General features: G+C 72.7%; 12 protein-coding genes. 3 read left to right on the top strand and 9 right to left on the bottom strand.

Translation table 11 applies throughout. The features are described 5' to 3' along the window. Positions 1–31: 31 nt before the first annotated feature. The 8 genes from WME79_RS15065 to WME79_RS15030 form a co-directional block, all read right to left on the bottom strand. Entirely contained in the window at positions 32–1,177 is a 1,146-nt protein-coding gene (locus tag WME79_RS15065) for a hypothetical protein (protein ID WP_437535701.1), read from the bottom strand. Then, positions 1,174–3,402: a hypothetical protein gene (locus WME79_RS15060; protein WP_437535698.1), complete on the bottom strand. Its 2,229-nt coding sequence runs from the start codon at positions 3,400–3,402 to the stop codon at positions 1,174–1,176. Before WME79_RS15060 ends, WME79_RS15065 begins: the two co-directional genes overlap by 4 nt. Then, positions 3,399–4,841: a hypothetical protein gene (locus WME79_RS15055; RefSeq protein WP_437535695.1), complete on the bottom strand. Its 1,443-nt coding sequence runs from the start codon at positions 4,839–4,841 to the stop codon at positions 3,399–3,401. Before WME79_RS15055 ends, WME79_RS15060 begins: the two co-directional genes overlap by 4 nt. A gap of 253 nt (positions 4,842–5,094) precedes the next feature. Beyond that, the gene (locus tag WME79_RS15050) at positions 5,095–6,723 is read right to left on the bottom strand and encodes a reverse transcriptase family protein (RefSeq protein WP_437535692.1); all 1,629 of its coding nucleotides are present in this window, start codon (positions 6,721–6,723) and stop codon (positions 5,095–5,097) included. 436 nt (positions 6,724–7,159) lie between these two features. After that, positions 7,160–9,310, bottom strand: coding sequence for an SWIM zinc finger family protein (locus WME79_RS15045; protein ID WP_437535689.1), 2,151 nt, complete (start codon positions 9,308–9,310; stop codon positions 7,160–7,162). Then, positions 9,307–11,016, bottom strand: coding sequence for a hypothetical protein (locus WME79_RS15040; RefSeq protein ID WP_437535687.1), 1,710 nt, complete (start codon positions 11,014–11,016; stop codon positions 9,307–9,309). Before WME79_RS15040 ends, WME79_RS15045 begins: the two co-directional genes overlap by 4 nt. Positions 11,017–11,137: 121 nt before the next feature. Next, a complete protein-coding gene (locus WME79_RS15035) occupies positions 11,138–12,256 on the bottom strand; it encodes a Kazal-type serine protease inhibitor family protein (RefSeq protein ID WP_437535684.1) in 1,119 nt (372 codons plus the stop codon). Between the two features lie 141 nt (positions 12,257–12,397). Beyond that, positions 12,398–13,036, bottom strand: a complete 639-nt coding sequence (locus WME79_RS15030; protein WP_437535681.1) for a hypothetical protein — start codon at positions 13,034–13,036, stop codon at positions 12,398–12,400. A gap of 212 nt (positions 13,037–13,248) precedes the next feature. On the opposite strand from WME79_RS15030, the gene WME79_RS15025 reads away from it, so the two are divergent. From WME79_RS15025 to WME79_RS15015, 3 genes are all read left to right on the top strand, one after another. Then, the gene (locus WME79_RS15025; RefSeq protein ID WP_437535678.1) at positions 13,249–18,195 is read left to right on the top strand and encodes a sigma 54-interacting transcriptional regulator; all 4,947 of its coding nucleotides are present in this window, start codon (positions 13,249–13,251) and stop codon (positions 18,193–18,195) included. A 371-nt stretch (positions 18,196–18,566) separates the two neighbouring features. Beyond that, a complete protein-coding gene (locus WME79_RS15020) occupies positions 18,567–19,010 on the top strand; it encodes a BON domain-containing protein (RefSeq protein ID WP_437535676.1) in 444 nt (147 codons plus the stop codon). 31 nt (positions 19,011–19,041) lie between these two features. Continuing rightward, positions 19,042–19,587 (top strand): DUF3341 domain-containing protein, encoded by a 546-nt coding sequence (locus WME79_RS15015; RefSeq protein ID WP_437535673.1) that lies wholly within the window; start codon positions 19,042–19,044, stop codon positions 19,585–19,587. Between the two features lie 76 nt (positions 19,588–19,663). On the opposite strand, the gene WME79_RS15010 is transcribed toward WME79_RS15015, so the two are convergent. Further along, entirely contained in the window at positions 19,664–20,263 is a 600-nt protein-coding gene (locus WME79_RS15010; RefSeq protein WP_437535670.1) for a cysteine hydrolase family protein, read from the bottom strand. Positions 20,264–20,288 lie beyond the last annotated feature (25 nt).

The raw sequence follows: 20,288 nt of genomic DNA, 5'->3' as shown, positions 1-20,288 counted from the left end.
CTTGGAACAGGCAGGGAGCGCGCGAGTTGCGTCAGGATCGGATGCCGAGCAAGAGGAGGGCATCGGCCCAAAGTGGCCAGAGCGTGCGGTAGGGATGGATGGCCAGCATTACGCCCCCGTTCGGAAGGACCTGCACGTGATACGGAGAATGGCGCTCGATGAACCGGAAGTGCCTGCCCGTGCGCACGTCGACCGCGGAAGTGGGCGCGCCCTGTTTCACCGCATCGATGAACTCGAGCACGCGATGCTCGACAGCGCGCCACTCGTCGTCTGATACGGCGGAGGCTTCGAGCGCTTCGATGAGCATAGCCGGCGGTGTGGCGAGCGCCGCGAGAACTTGTTCCCGTGTGAGCACGGCGTCGTCTGGGAGTCGGGCGCGCGGGCCGCGTCGTACAGCGCCGACATGCGTAGGCCGTTCGTCCCTCGATCGGGACGCGGCGCGGTCCAAGCTAAGGTGTTGGTCGACGCGCTCGACGTCGCTGGCGACGCCAACACAAGCCCCTCGTGGAGCGGCCTCGACGCGAGCAGAGAGCGCGTCCAACGATAGGCCCGAGGCGCGCCCCACGATGTCGCCGTCATGGAGGTGCACCCACGACAGGGCGAGATCGCGGGCGACCCTGGCGTCCGCATGGTAGGTCGCGCACGCCTCGATCGGGGCAGGTTGGGTCCAGGCCGCCGTGCACATGCCGGTCGTCACGTGGACGTACGCGCCCGGCGCGCACAGGCCGAGCAAAATCTCCTTCATCTCCTGCTGGAGTTCCATGGAAGCGATCGCCGCCTCGACCTCCACGGAGCGCAAGCCGACGGCGATTTCGAGGCAGTCGGGGAACACATCCTTCCGCTCGCCCGTCCCTACGCGCAAAGGGCTGTACGGATACCAACGGGCCCGTGCTTCCCCATAGCACTCCAGGTTCAAGCCCGTCCTGGCCAACCACCGCCAATGGGCGCCGAAATCCACGTCCACCTGTGAGCCCGACTTGAAGGCTGCACGTGTCATCTCGATGACCTCCTCAACGAGAACCCCGTCGCGCCACAAGCGTTCGGATCTTCCAAGTGTGGAGAGGCTGAGGCTGCACACTCCCCCCGGATAGACGAGCGCGGACAGGGCCTCCGCGAAAGCGTCGAGCCTGTTCGCTTCGTCGCACCACGCGTAAAAATCAGGGCCCGATTCGTTCATAGCTGGACGACCTTGATGAAGAGGAGCGGAAAGCCCTCGATCTCGACGGTCTTGCGTTCGACCTTGTTGAACAAGTAGCCGTCCTTGGTGCCGAAGTTGGGATTGTTGAACGGTGCACCCCTGGGCATAATGATTTCCACCCTATCGACGTCTCCCGCAAGCTTAAGACTCTTCAGCTTCTTCATCGCGTTCGTCAGCTGCTTTATCGCCTTGCCAGCATCGACTTTCCCGGTATTTGATTCAATGCCCTTCGCCTCGCTCACGGCCAGCCTGTTCCCCTTGGTCACCGAGACGAAGTCGGGAGCCTTCGCCAGGTCACCCGGGGCATCCTTGAGGATCTCCAGCACCGTGCGCACCCCATCGTCGCCAACCCCGATCAGCGCCCGCCCTTCCCCCTTTATCAGGTAGAGTGCTGCCTTTTTCTCGAAGTCATTCATCACTCCGGTCGTAACAGCCCCACGCAGCGTCTTGTACCGGGTGCGCCGCGGTGCACGCAGCGCAGTGGCAAGCTCCTCGCCAAACTGCGCGATCTCCTCGGCGACCCGAATCGCATCCGGCGTTAGCCCGCCGGCGCGACTGACCGCGCGCCACATCGGCCCGACCGCGCCGAGCCCGAACCCCACCCCCGAGAAGATCCGCTCCTCGTCGCTGAGCTCCTCCCCCGACGGTAAGCACCACGCCTTGCCCGTCACCGCCTCGCAGAGGTCGAGCGCCGGCCCCACCACCGGCACGAACCCGACCCCGATGCGCGTCGTCGCGTGGACGAGGGTCTGCATCACCTCCGCGTACGCCTCGAAGCCCTCGCCCACCGTCGACATCGCGCCCGCGAAGGCGCTGATCATTTGGTAGAGCTGCGTCTGCTCCAGGTCGAGCCCGTCCCCCGTCCACTGGTTCAGGCTATCCTTCATCTGGTCCGCGAGCGCATCGAACCTAGGCTTCAGCACCGTGTCGACCTGCGCCCGCAGGTCCGCCGGCACCGGCGAGTCCTCGAACCAGTCCGACGCATCCATGAACTGCCGCACGAACGCCGTGATCCGGTTCTGCGCCTTCAGGAACGCGTTCGTCTCCGCCAGCGACGCCCCCATCCGGTCGCGCAGCGCGATCTCCAGCGCCGCGCTGTTCGCCCGCCACGCCCTCACGTTCGCCACGAAGTCCGCCCGCGCGACCACCACGTCGCCGCTCACGTCGGCCTCCAGCGCCGCGATCACGCCGTCCGCATACGCCGCGTACGGGTCCCTCCCCTCCTCGAACGCACCGTCCACCTCCGCGATGTCCGGCACCTCGACCCATGGCACCTCGCTCTCCCCGAGCGCATACGCCCACGGATCATCCGGGTTCCACCCCTCGGCGCGCGCGTCCTGCGTCGCGAGGTCCGCCACCTCGTCGGCCTGCGCGCCGAACTCGTCCATCAACCGCGCGAGCTCGTCCTCCAGGTCGCTGACGCTCTTCTTCAGGTCGTCGACGAGCTGCTCCATTGCCGCCCGCGTCTCCGCGTCGACAACGTCCTTGTACCGGTCGAGGATCGCGTCGAGGTCGGTCCGCGAGATCTCGTCCAGCGGCCGGTTCACCAGGTCGTGCAGCTCCAGATCGAGCTGCCGCAAGAGGTCCATCCTCGCCCGGAGGTCGGCGACCCTGGCGGCGTTCCGGAGGATCGCCTCCATCAGCTTGCCGAGCGCGACCTCCAGCTCCGCGATGTCGCGCGCCAGCGCCGGGTTGATCTCCGCGAGGCTCAGGTCCACGTCGGTGTCGCCCTCGAATCCGGTCCCATCGCGGCGGACGTTGAAGAGCGGCTTGTTCAGCCCGAGCGGCTCCGAGACGAGGTGCACCACGTCGTGCGCGTGGGTACACCAGTCGAGGCCGTTCACGGTGTGGACCCCGAAGTGGAACGCGTTGGTGCCTGTGCGGAGCAGCACCGAGTCGAACTCCGCCTCGCGCGTGTTGCTCTGCGAGCCGTCGCCGTGGGTCTGCAGCGCGCCCGGGATCCCATAGGTGGGCAGCGGCGTCTGGTTCACCTCGAAGATGGCGTCGCCCTCGGTCTCCAGCTCAGGGACCCCGCACGAGTTGGCGTCATGGTGGCTCTGCCAGAGCACCGTGTACGGCGTGCGGGTGTGCGCCCACACTGGCGATGGCGCCAGCACCACCAGCACCGTCACCAGCGCGACGACCTTCTGGAAGCCCGCGGCGATCTGCCCGCGCAGCGTGAGGAGATCCTTCGAGCGGTTCATGTCCCCTCCGCGCCGCGCACGGCGGCGTCGTACGCCATCGCGGCGCCTTTCACGTCGCCCGCGTCGAGCCTCGCCTGTGCTGCGTCGAGCTCCGCCGCGGCCATCCCCTTCTCCCGCAGCGCCGCGAGGCCCGCCGCGATCTTCTGCGGCAAGCCCGTCCTGAGCTCGGCCTCCGCGGCGTCGAACTGCCCTCGGAGCGCCGCGCACCCCGCCTCTCGCCACGAGGACGACGCCGCCTCGCAGAGCGGCCTCATCTGCACCAGCGCCACGAGCTCCCCGCACCGCTCGGCCAGAAGCGGCAACCCGAGCCGCTCGCTCACCGGCGGCGCCGCGGAGAGCGCCGCGACCCGCGCGCGCGCTCCCTCGCTAAACACCTCGGATGCCCTTTGGCTCCGCGCCCGCCCCATCGCCTCACGCGCCCCCTCGTCCGCCTCCAGCGCGACGAGCGCCTGCCGGCGCAGCGCGATCCCGCCGAGCAGCGCCGTCGCCGTCGCGTCGCTCCGGCCGACCCGCCGCTGCACATACCCCAGCATCGCGCCGAGCGACCGCAGCGCCCCCGATGTCATGTCCGGCGGCACCGCGCCGTGCGTCGCAAGGAACTCCCTGTGCGGCGCGAGCGCCTCCTCGAACGAAACCGCGAACGCCTGGAGCTCCGCCGACAGCGTTATCACCTCCGCGGCGAGCTCGCTCGGCGCGCGGCTCGCCTCGCGCGCCGCCGCGAGCACCGCCTGCTCCACGCCGTCGAGCTCGTCGGTCGCCGATCGCGACGCTTGCTCCGAGAGCGCCGCGTACGCCGCCGTCTCCGCCGCCTCGGTCGCGCGGTAAGCGGCGAAGCGCGCCGCCGCGCCCGCGTACCTGGATTGCAGCGGCGCCACCTCGTCCCTGGCTCGATCGAGGATGGCCTGCACGGCGGTCATCGCCTGCTTGTCCGCCGCGATCGCGGCGACGAGCGGCTCCCGCTCGGCGCTCGCCTTGCCGGTCATCGCCTCTTTAAAGTTGTCGGCCGCGCGGAGTGGCTCTGCCTGGAGGGCTTCCTCCTGGCTATCCCTGATCAGCCCGAGCAAATGACGGAGCTCGCCGCTCAGCGTCGCCTGGAGCGACTCGGCGTGCTTCTTCTCGTCGCGCACATAGGACACGACCCGATCGATGGTGTCGAACCAGGCCCTGAGCTCCGCCTCGCTCGCGATGAGCTCCTCGGGCGTCACGCGACCCGACCACCGCGCCCACATGAATATCGGCAGCTCGCCGTCCGCTTCGGCCTTGCTCCACGCGCTGGCCGGGCCCTCGCTCGCGTCGACGCAGTGCTCGACAACGCCGGTATTCGGTATCGCGCAGATCCTCCCGCTCAGGGCCTCCGCGCGATCCCACAGGCACCCGGGCGCCGTCGCGCCGAGCGCCAGGGCGGCAAGGACCACCGCAACGATCGTCGCCAATCGCACCGCTCTCATCTCATTGCCTCCACCCCGCGAATTTTCTCGCCCAGGCACGCTCGCCCGCCGATTCTCCAGGTGCAAGCGTCCTCACGAAAGCGGTAGGACATTGCTCGGCCGACGAGCACGTTGGCTGGCCACGCAGATCCCCGGGAAGGAAAATGGATGCGAACTGGCTGCCGGCGAGGGCCCGCCTGTGAAGTCACCGGCGAAGGTGGGATGAAAAGGAAGAGGGCCCAGGTTTCAGCCTGGCACCCGGCTATTACCCCGTGAGCGCGTTGAGCGCCGCGAGCAGCGGCGCGGCCCTCGCGCGGTCGATCATCTGCACGTAAGCGATCCTGCCGCGCAGGTGCGCCTCGAAGTCCGGCACGCCCTGGCGGTTCTGGGCGGCGAGGCCGGTCTTCTTCGCCGCGTGGAGGATCGCGCGCAGGCGGCGCACCTCCTCGCGCGGCGCAGAGGGCTTGTCGTTGACCACGACGCCCGTCACCACCTGCCGGCCGCCGGCGCGCTGGATACGGCCCTTGTCGGGGTTGATGGCAAAGCCCTCCTCCTCGACGATGTGGCGGACGCGGGCGAGCAGCATCGCGATGTCGCCGCGCTTGCCGGGTGGCGCCGAGAAGGTGAGGTCGTCCGCATACCGCGTGTACGTGAAGCCCGCGCGGGCGCACATGCCGGAGAGGCGGCGATCGAGCTTCCGCGCGACCTGGTTCGAGATGGCCGGGCTCGTGCAGGCGCCCTGCGGCAGCGCGCGATCGCCGACCGCGACCCAGTAGCGCTGCCCGTCGTACTCGACAGGCCGCCGCGGCGGCTCGGTGCAGAGCAGGGCGAGGAGCGTGGCCACCGCCGGGGAGTAGCCGAGTCGATGGAAGACGCCGCGCACCCGCGGAAACGTGATGGTCGGGAAGAAATTGGACAGGTCGAGGTTCACGACCACATCGCGGCGCGTGTGCGGGCGCGCGTTGGTGACCGTGGAGCGGCCCTTCACGAAGCCGTGCGCGGGCTCCTCGACGGGCAGCTTCTCCAGGATCTCGCGCAGGACCCACGCCTGCGCCGCGGCCAGCGAGGCGTGGGGAGCCGCGAGCTGCCTCGTCCCGCCCGAGCGCTTCGGGACGTCGAAGTACACGTAGTGAGGGCGCTCGACGGCCTCGCCGTGAAAGCAGAGCCAGCGCAGGCGCGGGACGGCGACGTCGAGGGCCGCTGCCAGGTCGGCCGGGGTGGACAGCACGGGCAGCCCGCGCTCGACGAGCGACTCGACGTGCGAGCGCCGGTCCGCGAGGCCCGCCGAGACGTCGGTGCCCAGGAAGATGATGTCCTCGGCCCGGCGGCGCGCCACCGCCTCGGCGCGCTGCCGCTTGCGCTCGGCGCTCTGGCGCCGCTTCTCCTCCTTGCGGGCGAGCTTCTCGCGCTTGAGCTGCTCGATCGCCTCGTCCGCCGAGCGCGCCGCGACGGTGCCGGCGAGCGCCGCGGCGTCCTTGTGCCTGAGCCAGAGATCGCCGATGCGGTGGATCTCGGCGATCTGCGCCTCGGTGAGCAGGCCGCGCAGGATGAGGCCCCGATCGATGAGGGCGGTGCGCTCGTCGCTCTGCGGCGGGATCGTGTCCACGCGGCCGATCCAGGCCGTCATGCGCGGGTTGATCTTGAGCGCACGCTTGCGCAGCTCGTCCGCGGAGAGGCCGAGTATCCCGCCGGCGTCGTAGGGGTTTGCCGGGCGCGGCTTCGCGCCCGCCGCCGCGGCGCCGGGTTGCCGCATGCGGGCGGCCGGCTGCGCGGCGGCCGCAGTCCCAGCCTGCGCCGCCTGGGCCTGCTCGGCCTCGGCCCCGCCCGGCGCTCGCTCGCCCTGCTCGGCCCCGCCCAGGCCGAGCATCGACTTCAGCTTATCCCAGAAGCCCATTCGACCGTTCCTCTGGGCAGCACCCGGACCAGGGTGGTTGGGCACTTACCCCACCCTGCCCGAATGATGGAACCGCCAAGGCGCCATGAGACGCCAAGATTTTTGTGATTTCTTGGCGTCTCATGGCGCCTTGGCGGTTCAAAAGACCCCACCTTCGGCCAAAGTACCTCACCACCGGTCCAGCCCTCCAAGGAGGCCCGCTCGCCCGACTACTTGCTCGTGACCACGCCCGATCACCCAGGCGCCTGGCACCTGCGCGGTTCCAGGACCGCAGGTCCCTCTGAGTGGAACCGCGCAGGTGCTAAAGGCGCCCAAAGAACATCGGGGGTGGGGATGCATGGAAGAACAACCTCCACCGCGGCGGAGCGCCGCAGCATGTTGGGCTCGAGCGAACGGACCTCCTTGCAGGGCTGGACTCTCAGGTGTCTGGTGAACCTCACTTCGTCGATCGCCTGGCGACGAGCCACGCGAGGCCCACCACCGCGGCGGGGCTCGCCTTGAACTGGTCAGCGACGCGCCGGATCTCGGCCAGCACGTCGGCGTGGACCGGGAGCGTCCTGACGACCGGCGCGCGGAGCTCGCGCGCGCGGAGCGCCCGCTCCGCCTCCGGACCGCCGAGCGCGAGGGCCTCGGCCCAGGAGCGGCAGCCCTGGATGCGCTCGAACGCGAGATCCCACGACGCCTCGACGACCTCCGCGAGCCCCGCCCGCTGGGCGGCCGCGGCGCGCTCGATCTCGACGAGGAGCTCCGCGGGGAACGGCACGGCCTCGCCTCGCGGGGCGGCCGTGGTCGCCCGCGGGCCGCGCGGGGCGGCCTCCGCCTGCTGCGACGGCTCCGGAGGCTGCAGCGAGGGCGCTGCGTCGCCGCGGCCGGACAGGTGGAGCTTGACCGCGAGCAGGTGCCGGCACGGGCCCGCGCGCAGCCGGTTCTTGTAGAAGTACGAGCAGCTGCACTTCGCCTTCTTGATCGCGCCGTCGGTGTCGAGGAGCAGCTCGCAGCTCGTCGCCTTGGCCCGGGCCATGACGACGCGGCGGCCGCCGGAGAGGGTCTCTTCCCGCGCGATCTCCACCCCGCCCTGGGCGATGCGCCGGCCCTCCGCGAGCTCCGGGGGCTCGGGGCCGAGCAGCGCGTCGGAGAGGGCGACCGGCATCACCGGGCGGCAGCGATAACACTCCGCGGCGTGGTCGTAAACCACCTGCCCCTGCTTCGCGGCGAGGTGCAGCGCGCTGCGGAGCGCGCCGTCCGGCGCGCCCATCGACACGGCGAGCTCGCCGTAAGACGCGCGCCGGACCATCTCGAGGTGGCGCGCGACCCGGTCCACCAGCTGCGCGTCCGGGGTGAAGGCGTCTGCCATGACGTCGAGGTGAGAGCCCGAGGTCCAGTCGTTCGCCGTCCAGCCCGAGAGCGCGAGGGTGAAGCGCATCTCACCCATGAAGACGATCCACAGGCTCGGCAGCCCGGAGCCGAGCAGCCGCACCTCGATGCGATCGGCGAGCGGCAAGAGCCGCGCGAGCACGGAGAGGCGGCGCCTCCCCCACACCTTGATCTCCTCGGTCGCCTCCGCCGCCGGCGCGCCCCTCGGCGCCCCGGAGCGGTACGGGCCGAGCCCGCCCGCGCCCGCCGCGGGCCCCACGGCCATGGGGACATCGTCGCAGGTGACGCCGCGGCACGGGATCGAGACGCCCCAGGGGTCGAGCACCAGGATCGGCGCCTTGCCCGGCGTGAGCTGGAAGCGCAGGCTGCGCGGGCCCGTGCGCTCGCGGTGCCGGTCGAGGTGCGCGAGCAGCGAGTAGACCGCCTCCACGGGGACGTCGACCCTCCGGCACGGCAGGCACATCGCCGCCTGGAGCTGGCCGAAGCCGCGGAGCCACGTGGGCGGGAGATCGATCTTCTCCTCGCGGTAGTCGCCGCGGCTCTCCACCGCGACCTCGAAGCCGGTCGGATCGACGAGGAGCCGCGTCGGGCGGTAGCTGCGGAGCGTCTGGAAGTGCTCGTAGAGCGCGAGCGAGTAGTCGACGTTCGTCGTGCCGAGGCCGGCGTCCTGCGCGCCCCGGAAGGCGTCGCGATCGACCGAGAGGCAGCCGTAGCTCGACTCGTCCTTGGAGAAGCACTCGAAGAAGACGACATCGGGCGCCACCGTCACGACCGGATCGCAGGGGACGAGGTGACGGAAGAGCTGCGGATCGTTCCGCGCGAGCTCGTTCGCCCAGCGGACACGCGCGCCCCAGTAGAGCTTGTGCATCTTCCGGAAGTCGGCCTCGAGGTTCCGCGGCAGCGGCGCGCTCCCGAAGCGCGCGAGCTCGGCCTTCATGGCCTCGCCGTGGAGCTCCCGGCGGAGCTTGGCCTCGCGCTCGGCCTCCTGCTGCTTCCACGCCTCGTGGGCGGAGCGATCCTTCGGCAGGCGCCGCAGGTCGCCCACAACGACGTCGTGGAGCGCGCTGATCGCCTCGCGGAAGCGCACCGGCTGCGCGAGCTCACCGTCGAAGAAGACCCTGGGGCGCGCGAGGTTGGGCGCGAAGCTGAGGGCGGCGCCGCCGCCGAGCTCCTTGACGCCGCTCTTGCCGAGGTAGCGGAGATCGAAGCTCACGCCGCGTCCTCCCCCTCGAACAGCCGGAGCTCGGGGAGCCTGCGCGCGATGGCGTCGCGCAGCGCGGGGGCGCGGAACGCGGCGCGGGCGAGCGCGCCGAGGGCCGCGCGGCGCTCGGGCGCGCGCACGCTGCGGAGCGCGACGCCGAGCAGCGGCAGGAGCGCGTCGGCCTCGCCGGGCCGGGCGACCACGCGGTCCGCGATCTGCCGGACGACCGCGCGCTTGTCGCGCGCGCCGCCGTGGACGGCGAGCAGCGCCGCCGCCCAGACGTGCCGCAGCGCCTCGGGCGAGAAGGCCGCCTTGCGCGCGCCGAGGTGCCGGATCAGGAACGCGCGGGCGTCTTCGTGGGGCGTCTCGGCAAGCGCGGCCCACAGGCCGGTGTCGTCGCGGAAGCGGGCGTCTGCCTCGAAGAGCTCGAGCGCGCGGGCGCGGACGTCCTCGTGGCGGGAGTCCAGGAGATCGCGCACGTGCTCGGCCCGGCCGTGGGGCGAGCGCCCGAGCACCTCGACGAGCCACGCGACCGCCTCCTCCCGGACCCGGGGGGCGACCGCGGTCGCGAGGCGCGCGAGGGTGTCGAGATCGGCGGCGGTCGCGACGGGCTTCGTCCTCGCCCAGCGGAGGCCGAGCTCCGCGACCGGCGCGGCGCGCGCGCAAGTGAGGGCCACGCACTCGGCGAGCGAGAGCCGCGCCGGCGAGACGTGCTCGACCACCGCCTCGCAGAGGAAGGCGAGCGCCGCGGCGTTCTCGGTCTGGAGCAGCGAGAGCCAGTCGGCGATCGGCAGGCTCCCGAGGCCCGGGATCTGCCGGAGCAGGCCGGCGGCGAACGTCTGCACCTCGTCGTGCGGGCTCTCGAGGAGCACGCGCACGCGGGCGAGCGGCAGGCCGCGGAGCTCGGCGGCATAGTCGCGCTCGAGGAGCCCAATGGCGAACGCCCGGACGGTGCGGCTCCTCGCGGCCATGACGAGGCCGAGCACGTCATCGAAGGCGCCCTGCCACGCCTCGGGGTAGATCGGCGCGGGCGCGAGCTCGGCGAGGGAAGCGCCCTCCGCGAGGCGGACGCCACGCGGGAGGCGCTCGATGGCGGGCGAGCCCCAGTAGAGCGCGTGGAGCAGCCCCCAGGCGTCGAGCAGGCGCTCGGGCCTGTCGAGGTGCTCGTCGCGGTAGAGCGCGAGCGCGGCGCGGATCGCGCGGCCGTAGCGGGCGGCGTCGCGCCGGCCGAGCCGCCGGAAGTAGCGGAACGCGCGGCGCCGCAGGTAATGGCGCGTCCGCATCGAGAAGCGCGGCGACGCGACGTCGCCCTGCGGGAGGCGGACGGGCGCGCCGGTGTCGCTGACGAGGCAGGGCTCGTCGCTGGAGGTCCTGGTCACCCAGTCGTAGCGGGTCACCTTGACGAGCTTGCGGCGGACGAGGCGATCGAAGGCGACCATGAAGCGGCCGACGATCTCGTCGTCTCCCGCCTGCTCGGCGAGCTTGTAAAGGATCTTGACGAGGCCGCGGTGGTGCGGCCGGTCGCAGCCGTCGTCGATGTAGCGGAGCAGCGCGCGGCGCGCGAAAGGGCGCGGGTCCGCATACCAGCGCGAGGCGAGCGCCTTCAGCTTCCGGCCCGCCTCGGAGGCGAGCACCTCGTCCACGAACCGGTCGTCGCCCGCCTCGAAGTGCTCGTCGAGGAGGAGCGTTGACGCTGTCTGGGATCGAGCGTCGCTCATGCGCCGCAGGATGCTACGGAACCAGCGTGGAGCCGGTCAAGGGCGGCGCCGCCGCGCCGCGCGTCGCGCGAGGGGGGGGTGTCACGCGACGCGCGGCGCGGCTGGCGCCTACGATACCGCTTTACCGGCGCTCAGCGCACTCGCCGCGCGACACGACCGACACGCCCGCCGCGTGCGCGAAGCACTCGTTGCCGTACGTGTTGTCGTCGCAGCCGCAGACCGGGTCGTACTGCTCCGTGCACGCCTCCGGGATGGTCTCGCAGGTGCCCGTCTGATCGGCCGCGCCGCACATGGCGTCGATGCCGTAGTTGCAGAACTCGCCCTTGTCGCACGCGAAGCCCGCGAAGCCGCCGCAGATCTTCCCCGCGGGCGCGCACTCGCCCTTCGACGCGACCGACACGCTCGCCGAGGCGGCGGCGCATGCGTTGCTGTACGTCTGGCCGTCGCAGCCGCAGACCGGGTTGTACTCGAGCGTGCACGCCTCCGGGATGGGCGTGCAGGTCCCCGGTCCGTCCCACGCGCCGCACTCGACCTCGGGCGCGAAGTTGCAGAACTCGCCCTTCTCGCACGTCCAGCCGCCGCGGGTGCCGCACGCCTTGCCTTCTTCCGGAGGCGGCGCGCACTCGCCCTTCGACGCGACCGACACGCCCGCCGCGTTCGCGGTGCACGCGTTGCCGTACGTGTTGCCGTCACAGCCGCAAACGGGGTCGTACTCCCTGGTGCACGCGCCCGGCGTGGGCAGGCAGGTGCCCGTCATGTCGCCCGCGCCGCACTGGGCGTCCGGCGCGAAGTCGCAGAACTCACCCTCCTTGCAGGAGAGGCCGAGGAGGCCGCCGCAGACGTCCCCCGGAGGAGGCGCGCACTGGCCGATCGACGACACCGACGTGCCCGCCGCGTTCGCCATGCACTCGTTGCTGTACGTGTTGCCGTCACAGCCGCAGACCTCCCTGAGCTCCTTCGTGCACACCTTGGGGATGGGCTGGCAGGTGCCCGTCTGATCGGCCGCGCCGCACATGGCGTCGAGCTCGTAGTCACAGAAGAGGCCCTTCTTGCAGGAGAGGCCGAGGAGGCCGCCGCAGGCCTTGCCCTGCCCGCCGCCGCCCCTCACCTCCGCCGAGTCGGTGGCGGTGCTGTCGTCGGCGATCTCCACCTGACAGCCCGCGGCGAGCGGGAGCATCGACAGCGCGAGCCAGAGGAAGGATCCGATACGGCTGCTCTTGATACGATTCTGAACGTTCATGGGTTCCTCCAAAAGAGCCCCGCCGTCCCCGGCGAGGCGATAGACATGCACGAGCCCCTCCCCTCCAGAGGAAGGGCGCCTCGCGCCGCGCGCAGTACGTCGCGCGCGGCGCGTGAGTTCGATGTTCGTCTCCCCGACCGTTCAGTCGGGGAGCGTCAGTGTCAGGACGCGGCGCCCAGGCTCGGGCGCCGTGACCTCGAGGAAGAGCACGTCCTCGCGCTCGACCCCTTCACCGTCCGCGCGCACCGTGACGACGGCGGACTCGCCCGCCGGCACCACGAACGCCTCCGCCGGGCTGAACCCGAACGGCCCCGCGCCGCGGCGCAAGCGCGGCGCGCCGATGGACACGTCCTCGGCGCACGTGTTGCGGACGACCACGTCGCTCTCGCCGGCCTCGAGCGAGACCCACGCGGCGGGCTCGATCGTGAGGCAAGGCAGGTGCGCCAGCATCGTCCGCGTCGCGTCGATGGGCTCCCCCGTGAGCTGCAGATCCACCGGCTCCGACCGGCGCTCGCCCTGCTTCACCTGGATCCGCAGGACCTGATCCGTCGACGCGTCCACGGCGGCCACGAAGCTGCCGTCGCGGTTGATCTCCGCGATGACGGGCGCGTCTGCGCTGTCGAGGTTCGTCACCACGACCACGCCCTCCGCCGGCTCGACCGCGCCAGGCTCGCCCTTGAGGAAGACTTGTTGCCGCAAGATCGTGGGGTCGCCCGACACGCCGACGAGCCCCGTATCCAGGATGGGCTCGTGGACCGGCGGGCTCGGCTGCGGGCTCACGACACAGCCGCCAAGCAGCACCCCGAGGAGCGTCGCGACGCGTGCGCCCCGCCGTCCTCGGTGTCCGTATGTCGTCCGCATCGCCATGCCGGCCATTAGAGCAAACCTGGTGCCGAATGAAAAAGGACGGAAATCGCCGCGAAATGCGAGGCACAAGTGTCTCATCGAGTGTCTCACTGTCTCGGATGGCACATCCATGAGACACTGCGCGGGTGAGCCAAGCCGAAGGGACCCTGCTCGCCCGCCGCTACCGCCTGATCCGCCCCCTGGGGCGGGGGGGCCTGGCCACAGCGTGGCTCGCGCGCGACGAGGCGCTCGGGCGGGACCTGTGCCTCAAGCTGCTCGGCCACGCGCGCACGGCGGAGCGGGCGGCGTTCCGCGGCGAGTTCAGGATGCTGGCGGGGCTCTTCCATCCGCACCTCGTCCGGGTCCTCGACTTCGGCATGCTCCGGGAGACCGGCGAGCCGCGCTTCTACTTCACGTCGGAGGCGGTGCTGGGCGCGCCGCTCGACGAGTACGTGACAGGCCGGCGCTTCGAGGAGGTGCGGGCCGCGATCGTGGACGTGCTCGACGCGCTGCGGTTCCTCCACCGCGCGCGCATCCGCCACGGCGACGTGAAGCCGGCCAACATCCTCGTCGGGGCCTCGGGGAACGCGGTCCTGATCGACCTGTCCTGCGCGGCGCGGCTCGGGGGGAGGCCCGACGATGGCGTCTCCGGCACCCGGGGCTATCTCGCGCCCGAGGTGATCCGCGGCGAACCCGCCGACGGGCGCGCGGACCTGTTCTCGCTCGGCCGCACGCTCGAGGCGATCGCGCCGCTGCTCGCGGAGCCGCTGCCGGAGGCGATCGGCGCGCTCGTCAAGCGCCTCGTGCGGTCCGAGCCGCGCGACCGCCCGGCCGACGCAGGCGAGGTGCTCGACTGGGTGGGCGCCGCGCCGCGCGCCCTGGCCCCGCCGCCGCCGGAGCCGCCCCACCTCGTCGGGCGCGACGCAGAGCTGCGCGCGGTCGCCGAGGCGCTCGCCGCGCTCGAGCGAGGCGAGCGCGGCCCGCGCGTCTGCGTGATCGCCGGGGAGCCAGGCTGCGGGAAGAGCCGCCTCCTGCGCGAGGCGACGTGGAGCGCCGAGCTCCGGATGGAGGCCGTGGAGGGCTTCGCCAGGGCCAGCGCGCCGGTGGCCTCGATGCTGGGCCGCGCGACCGGCGGCGAGGAGGCGCTCCCCGCCGGCGCGCTGGGCGCCCTGCGCGCGCACGAGCGCCTGACGCGCGCGCGGGGAGGAGGCGACGCGGGGGCGGGGGCCGGGCCGCTGGTGCTGGTGCTCGACGACGCCGACGAGGTGAGCGGGGCGGACCGGGAGATGCTCGAGGCGCTCGTCCGCCTGCTCGGCCCGGAGGATCCGGTCCTGCTCCTCGCCGCCGAGCGCGTCCCGCACGGCGGCGGCCGGGCGCCGCTCGCCGCGGTGGCCGCCGAGGCGGGACAGGGCGTGCGCGAGGTCGCGCTGCCGCCGCTCGGGCGCGAGGCGGTGCAGCGCTGGATGGACGACCTCGGCCTGGGCGACGCGACGGAGGTCGTGCTGCGCGCGAGCGCGGGGTGGCCCGCCGATCTCGTGGTGATCGCGGGGCGCCTCGCCGAGAGCGGGGACGTGGCGGGGCTCGACGCGACGACGCCCGGGGCGAGCGCGCGCTATGCGCTGCGGCTGCGAGGCCTGGGGCGGCCGCTGCGGGACGCGGTGGCGACGCTGGCCGTGCAGGGCGGCGCGGTCGCCGACGAGGAGCTGCCGCCGCTCGGGCTCCCGGTCGCGCACCTGGCCGAGCTCGCCGCCCGCGGCGTCGCCGCCCGCACCGCAGGGGGGTGGACGCTGACGCGCGCCGGCCCGATCGCTGCCCTCCTCTGTGCCCTCGGCGGGGAGGCGGTCCGCGCGGCGCACGCGCGGGCGGCCGCCGCGCTCCCGGCGCACGCCGAGCAGCGGGTGCTTCACCTCGCGCTGTCGGGCGATACGGCCGCCGCCGAGCGCCTGTTCCTCGAGCGCCGCGCGGAGCGGGAGGCGGATCCAAAGCCGTGGGGCGCGATCGCGGAGGCGCTGCTCGAGGCGGCGACGTCGGCGGAGGCGCGGCTCGAGATCGCGTCCACCCTCCAGCGCGTCGGCCGCGCGGCGCGGGCGCGCGAGGTGCTGGAGCACCTGCTCGCGAGCGGCGAGGCCGGAGGGCTGGGCGCGCGGCGCGCGCAGGCGCTCGTCCGGCTCGGCGCGTGCCTGCTGGAGCTGGGCGACCCCACGGCGGCGCTCGCGCGGCTCGACGAGGCCGAGCGGACCGAGCAGGCCGGCGGGGAGGGCTCGGCGTCATCGTCCACGCCGCGCGAGCGCGCGGCCCTCGCCGATCTGGCGAGCCGGGCGCTCTTGCGGCTCGGATCCCACGCGGAGGCGCGGGCCCGCGCCGAGCCGGCGCTCGCGTCGTGCGACGAGCCGGAGGTGCTGGCGAGCCTCCACGAGGACGTCGGCGTCGCGGCGAGCTACCTGGGCGAGCGCCGGCTCGCGGGGCTGCACCTCGGGCTCGCCGCCGGGCTGCACCGCGATCGGCGGGCGCCGAGGGCGCTCGTGCGGGCGCTGTCGTACCAGGCGATCGACGCCTTCCGGGCCGGGGAGGTCGAGGCGTCGCTCGTCGGGTACCGGCAGGCGCTGGCGACCGCGGAGGAGCACGGGCTCGGCGACCTGGTGGCGCGCTGCAGCCTCAACGTGGGTACGGCGTGCCACCAGTCGGGCGACCTCGGGGGAGCGCTCGCCGCCTACGAGCGCGGGGCGCGGCTCGCCTCCGCCCTGGGCCAGGCGGACCTGGTCCTCGTCCTCGATTTCGATCTGGCGAAGCTCTGGGCGGACGTGGGGGCGTTCGAGCGGGCCGCCCGCGTGGCCTCGCGGGTGGAGGCCGAGGCCGCGCGGCGGGGCGCGCCGTTCTTCGCGGCGGCGGCGGCCTCGGTCCTCGGGGACTGCGCGCTCGCGGGCGGCGACGCCGAGGAGGCGGCGCGCTGCTTCGAGCGGTCGCGGCGCGGCTTCGAGGCGCAGGGGGCGCAGCGGGAGGTGGTGGAGGAGGAGCTGGAGCTCTGCCGGGCCCACCTCGCGCGGGGCGCGGTGGGCGACGCGCGCGCCGCGCTGGGCCGGGCGCGCGAGCACGGCGCCGCCCGGGAGGCGCCCGACCTCGGGGCGCGCGCGGCGCTGCTGGAGGGGCGGCTCGCGCTGCTCGACGGCGAGGGCGACGGCAACCTCGGTCAGGACCTCACCGCCGCCCGGGAGCGCCTCGATCGCGCCCTCGGCCTCGCCGAGCGCGCGGCGCAGCCCGACCTCGCCGCGGACATCCGCCTCGCGCTGGCCGAAGCCCACGAGCTCGCAGGTGAGCCCGAGGCCGCCGCGGCGCAGCGGGAGCGCGCGGCCGCCGCCTGGACCGCCATGGCCCGCTCGCTGCCGGAGGCGCTGCAGCACGCCTTCTGGACGCACCCCCGGCGCCGCGCGGCGCAGCCGGCGCGCGCGCCCGCGGCGGCCGAGGCCGCGGCGCAGCCGGCGGCGGAGCGCACGGCCAAGCTCGAGCGGCTCCTCGCGGTGTTCCGCAGGCTCAACTCCTCCGTCGAGATCGCCGACATCCTCGCGATGGCGATGGACGCCGCGATCGACCTCACGGCCGCGGAGCGCGGGTTCCTGCTGATCGAGCAGCCGGGCGGCGAGCTGCGCGTGGCGGTCGCGCGCAACGTCGACCGCGAGAAGGTCGGCAGGAGCCACCTCAAGTTCAGCTACGGCATCGCCGAGCGCGCGATCGCGACGCAGGAGCCCGTGGTCACCGTGGACGCCCAGGAGGACCCGCGCTTCCACGAGCACGCGTCGGTGCACGCCATGCGGCTCAGGTCCGTGATCGCCGTGCCGATCCGCTCGCCGGACGGCGTGCTCGGCGCGCTCTACCTCGACAACCGCTTCCGGCGCGCGCGCTTCGCGCCGGAGGACGTCGACCTGCTCCTCGCCTTCGCCGACCAGGTCGCGCTCGCGCTGCGCAACGCGCGGCTCGTCGACGACCTGCGCCGCCGCACGGTGGAGCTCGAGGCCGAGCGGCGCCGCGTCGAGGAGCTCCTGCGCGGCCAGGCCGCGGAGATCGACCGGCTGCAGGAGCAGGTGCTCGTCCGCCAGCAGGCCCTGGAGCACCGCTACGATTACGGCGCCATCGTGGGGCGCGGCCCCGCGCTCCGCGCGGTGTTCGCGACGCTCGACCGCGTGGTCGAGGCGCCGGTCAACGTGCTCGTGACGGGCGAGAGCGGCACCGGCAAGGAGCTCGTCGCGCGCGCCATCCACTTCGCCGGCCCGCGGAAGAGCGGCCCGTTCATGGGGATCAACTGCGCCGCGCTCCCCGCCGCGCTGCTCGAGTCGGAGCTCTTCGGGCACGTCCGCGGCGCGTTCACGGGGGCCGACCGGGACCGGACCGGCCTCGTGGTCGCGGCGCGCGGCGGCACGCTCTTCCTCGACGAGCTGGGCGAGATGCCGCTCGAGGTGCAGGCGAAGCTGCTCCGGGTGCTCCAGGAGCGGGAGGTGCGCCCGGTGGGCAGCGCCGAGGCCGTGCGCGTGGACTTCCGCCTCGTCTGCGCGACGAACCGCGATCTCCTGGCCGAGGCCGCGCGCGGGCGCTTCCGGGAGGACCTCTACTACCGCGTCGCGGTGGTGCAGATCCGGCTGCCGGCGCTGCGCGATCGCCTGGAGGACCTGCCGGAGCTCGCGCTCCACTTCGTGCGCCGCGCCGCCGAGCAGCTGGGCCGCCCGGCGCCGCAGCTGTCCCACGAGGCGCTGCGGCGGCTCGGCCAGCACGGCTGGCCCGGCAACGTGCGCGAGCTGGAGAACGTGATCACGAAGGCGGTCGTGCTCTGCGACGGCCGCAGGATCGGCCCCGACGACGTGGACCTGCCCCGCGCGCAGGAAGGCCGCGGCGCGCCGCGACCGCCGCGACCGCCGCACGACGAGCGCGCCGCGCTGCTCGCCGCGCTCGAGCGGACCGGCTGGAACGCGCTGCAGGCCGCGCGCGAGGCGGGCATGTCGAGAGCGACATTCTACCGGAAGCTGCGGCGGCTCGGAATCGAACGGCCGATCGAACCGCCCATCGCACGCACGGCCGAACGGCCGAGAGGCGCCCGCGACGACTGAGCCCTTCCTCCAGCGCGCCGAGCGTGAGCGCGGGCCCGATCGGGTGCTGGCGACTGGCGCTGTCGACGGCGTCCGTCACAGGCGTACACACGCGCTGTCCTCCGACCGATAGCGTTCGTTCTCCCCTTCTTCTGACCTCGCCGGCACGGGGCAGTTCGCCCCACTTGGGGCAGTCCGGCCTCTTTCAAGCCATGAGCTTGCCAGCCGCGCGGCGCCGCGCACCGACGCATGGAAGCGCCATCCACGGTACGGCGTGGAAAAAGGCATCTCATCCTCCGGCGTGACGGGGATCATGCTCCACCCTGGCCACGGCCGCGCACCGACAGGCGCTCTCCACAGGGGATGGCCCGGGCCTTGCGAGGGCGCCGGGCATGAACACAGCCAAATACGTCCTGCTGTTGCCTCTCTCGATCGCGGCTGCGGCCGGCTGCGATCGAGCGGAAGGCACGACTCGCTCGGACGGCAACCCCGCAGTGCCGGGCGAGATCGCCCAGCGGGCGAACAACCCCACGCCGACGGCCGCCGACAACACGGGCAAGAACGATCGCGATCGCGATCCCGCCGCGCTGACCCCCGGGGACCAGGGCGAGAACGAGGCCGATCGCACGATCACCCAGAAGATCCGGCAGGCGGTGATCGCGAACGACACGCTCTCGATGAGCGCGAAGAACGTCAAGATCATCACGACGGGGCAGGTGGTGACGCTGCGCGGCCCGGTGAAGAGCGACAAGGAGAAGGCCGATATCGCCGCGATCGCCCTCGGGATCCCGGGTGTGCAGAGGGTCGAAAACCAGCTCGAAGTCGACGTTGACTGAACCGAATCGAACGGTCCGAAAGGAAGATACCATGGCAACGAAGAAAGCGGTCCTTGGCCTCGTGAGCACGCTCGCTCAGGCAGACATCATCGTCGGCGATCTCCAGCGCGCCGGCTTCATGACCGGCGACATCTCGGCGCTCTTCCCCGACAAGCACGGGACGCGGGACTTCGCGCACGAGAAGCACACGAAGGCGCCCGAGGGCGCGACAGCGGGCGCCAGCGCGGGCGGCGCGGTCGGCGGGACCATCGGGCTGCTCGCCGGCATCGGCGCCCTCGCCATCCCGGGGCTCGGGCCGTTCATCGCGGCCGGCCCCATCATGGCCGCGCTGAGCGGCGCCGCGGCCGGCGCCGCGCTCGGCGGCGTGACCGGCGCCCTGATCGGGCTCGGCATCCCCGAGGTCGAGGCCAAGCAGTACGAGGGCAAGATCAAGGGCGGCAACATCCTCATCTCCGTCCACGTCAACGACAGCAACGAGCGCGGGCTCGCCAAGCAGATCCTCGAGCGCGGCGGCGCGACCGACATCGCGGTCGTCACCGAAGAGGGGATCTCGACGAAGCACAGGGCCGTCGCCTGACCGTGGCGCCCTGTCACCCCACGTGACCTCGGGCAGCTGCCCGCCGGACGCGCTGCACGCCAGTCGATGCGCGGCGTCAGGCGGGCAGTCGCTCGAGGTCGAGCTCGTCCGACGGCGTGATGTCGGCCTTGAGGAAGCGCTGCATCTGCCGGAGCGCATGGCCGTTGTCCTCCTCGGTCTCGGAGGCCACGCAGTCCGACGGGACGAGCAGCCGGTAATCGCGCATGTAGGCGTCGTTCGCCGTGAACAGGACGCAGATGTTCCCCGCCATGCCGGTGAGGAGGAGCGTCTGCGCGCCGAGCGACTCGAGCAGGATCTCCAGCGTGGTGCCGTAGAAGCCGGAGTGCTTGGGCTTGAGCACGAAATAATCTTCCTCTCCAGGCCGCAGCAGCGATGCGATCTCGCGGCCGCGGACGCCCTCTTCCAGGCAGTGCTCGATTTGACGATGGAAGTTGGATTGCCAGCGGCCGAAGTTGTCGTTCACGTAGACCGCCGGAATGCCTGCGTCGCGACACCGCTGCTTCAGCGCCCGGATGCGGTGCGCCATCGGGAGCGCGTGGGCGAGCAGCCGGTCGCCTCCCGGGAAGTCCAGATCGTTGATCACGTCGATGAGGAGCAGCGCTGTCCGGCTCTCGTCCGGCGCGGCGCCGTGAAGGTCGTGGGAACGCCGAGGCATGTCGCACGCGGGTTATACAGCGGGC

Source organism: Sorangium sp. So ce726 (assembly GCF_051521405.1).
Taxonomy (GTDB): Bacteria; Myxococcota_A; Polyangia; order Polyangiales; family Polyangiaceae; genus Sorangium.
Note: the sequence above shows the minus strand (reverse complement) of the source record. Positions and strands in the feature narration are given on the sequence as shown.

Coding starts and splice junctions, on each gene's coding strand:
- WME79_RS15060 (WP_437535698.1), bottom strand. CDS start 3,402: ATGAACCGCTCGAAGGATCTCCTCACGCTGCGCGGGCAGATCGCCGCG.
- WME79_RS15015 (WP_437535673.1), top strand. CDS start 19,042: ATGGCAACGAAGAAAGCGGTCCTTGGCCTCGTGAGCACGCTCGCTCAG.
- WME79_RS15010 (WP_437535670.1), bottom strand. CDS start 20,263: ATGCCTCGGCGTTCCCACGACCTTCACGGCGCCGCGCCGGACGAGAGC.
- WME79_RS15035 (WP_437535684.1), bottom strand. CDS start 12,256: ATGAACGTTCAGAATCGTATCAAGAGCAGCCGTATCGGATCCTTCCTC.
- WME79_RS15050 (WP_437535692.1), bottom strand. CDS start 6,723: ATGGGCTTCTGGGATAAGCTGAAGTCGATGCTCGGCCTGGGCGGGGCC.
- WME79_RS15040 (WP_437535687.1), bottom strand. CDS start 11,016: ATGAGCGACGCTCGATCCCAGACAGCGTCAACGCTCCTCCTCGACGAG.
- WME79_RS15065 (WP_437535701.1), bottom strand. CDS start 1,177: ATGAACGAATCGGGCCCTGATTTTTACGCGTGGTGCGACGAAGCGAAC.
- WME79_RS15020 (WP_437535676.1), top strand. CDS start 18,567: ATGAACACAGCCAAATACGTCCTGCTGTTGCCTCTCTCGATCGCGGCT.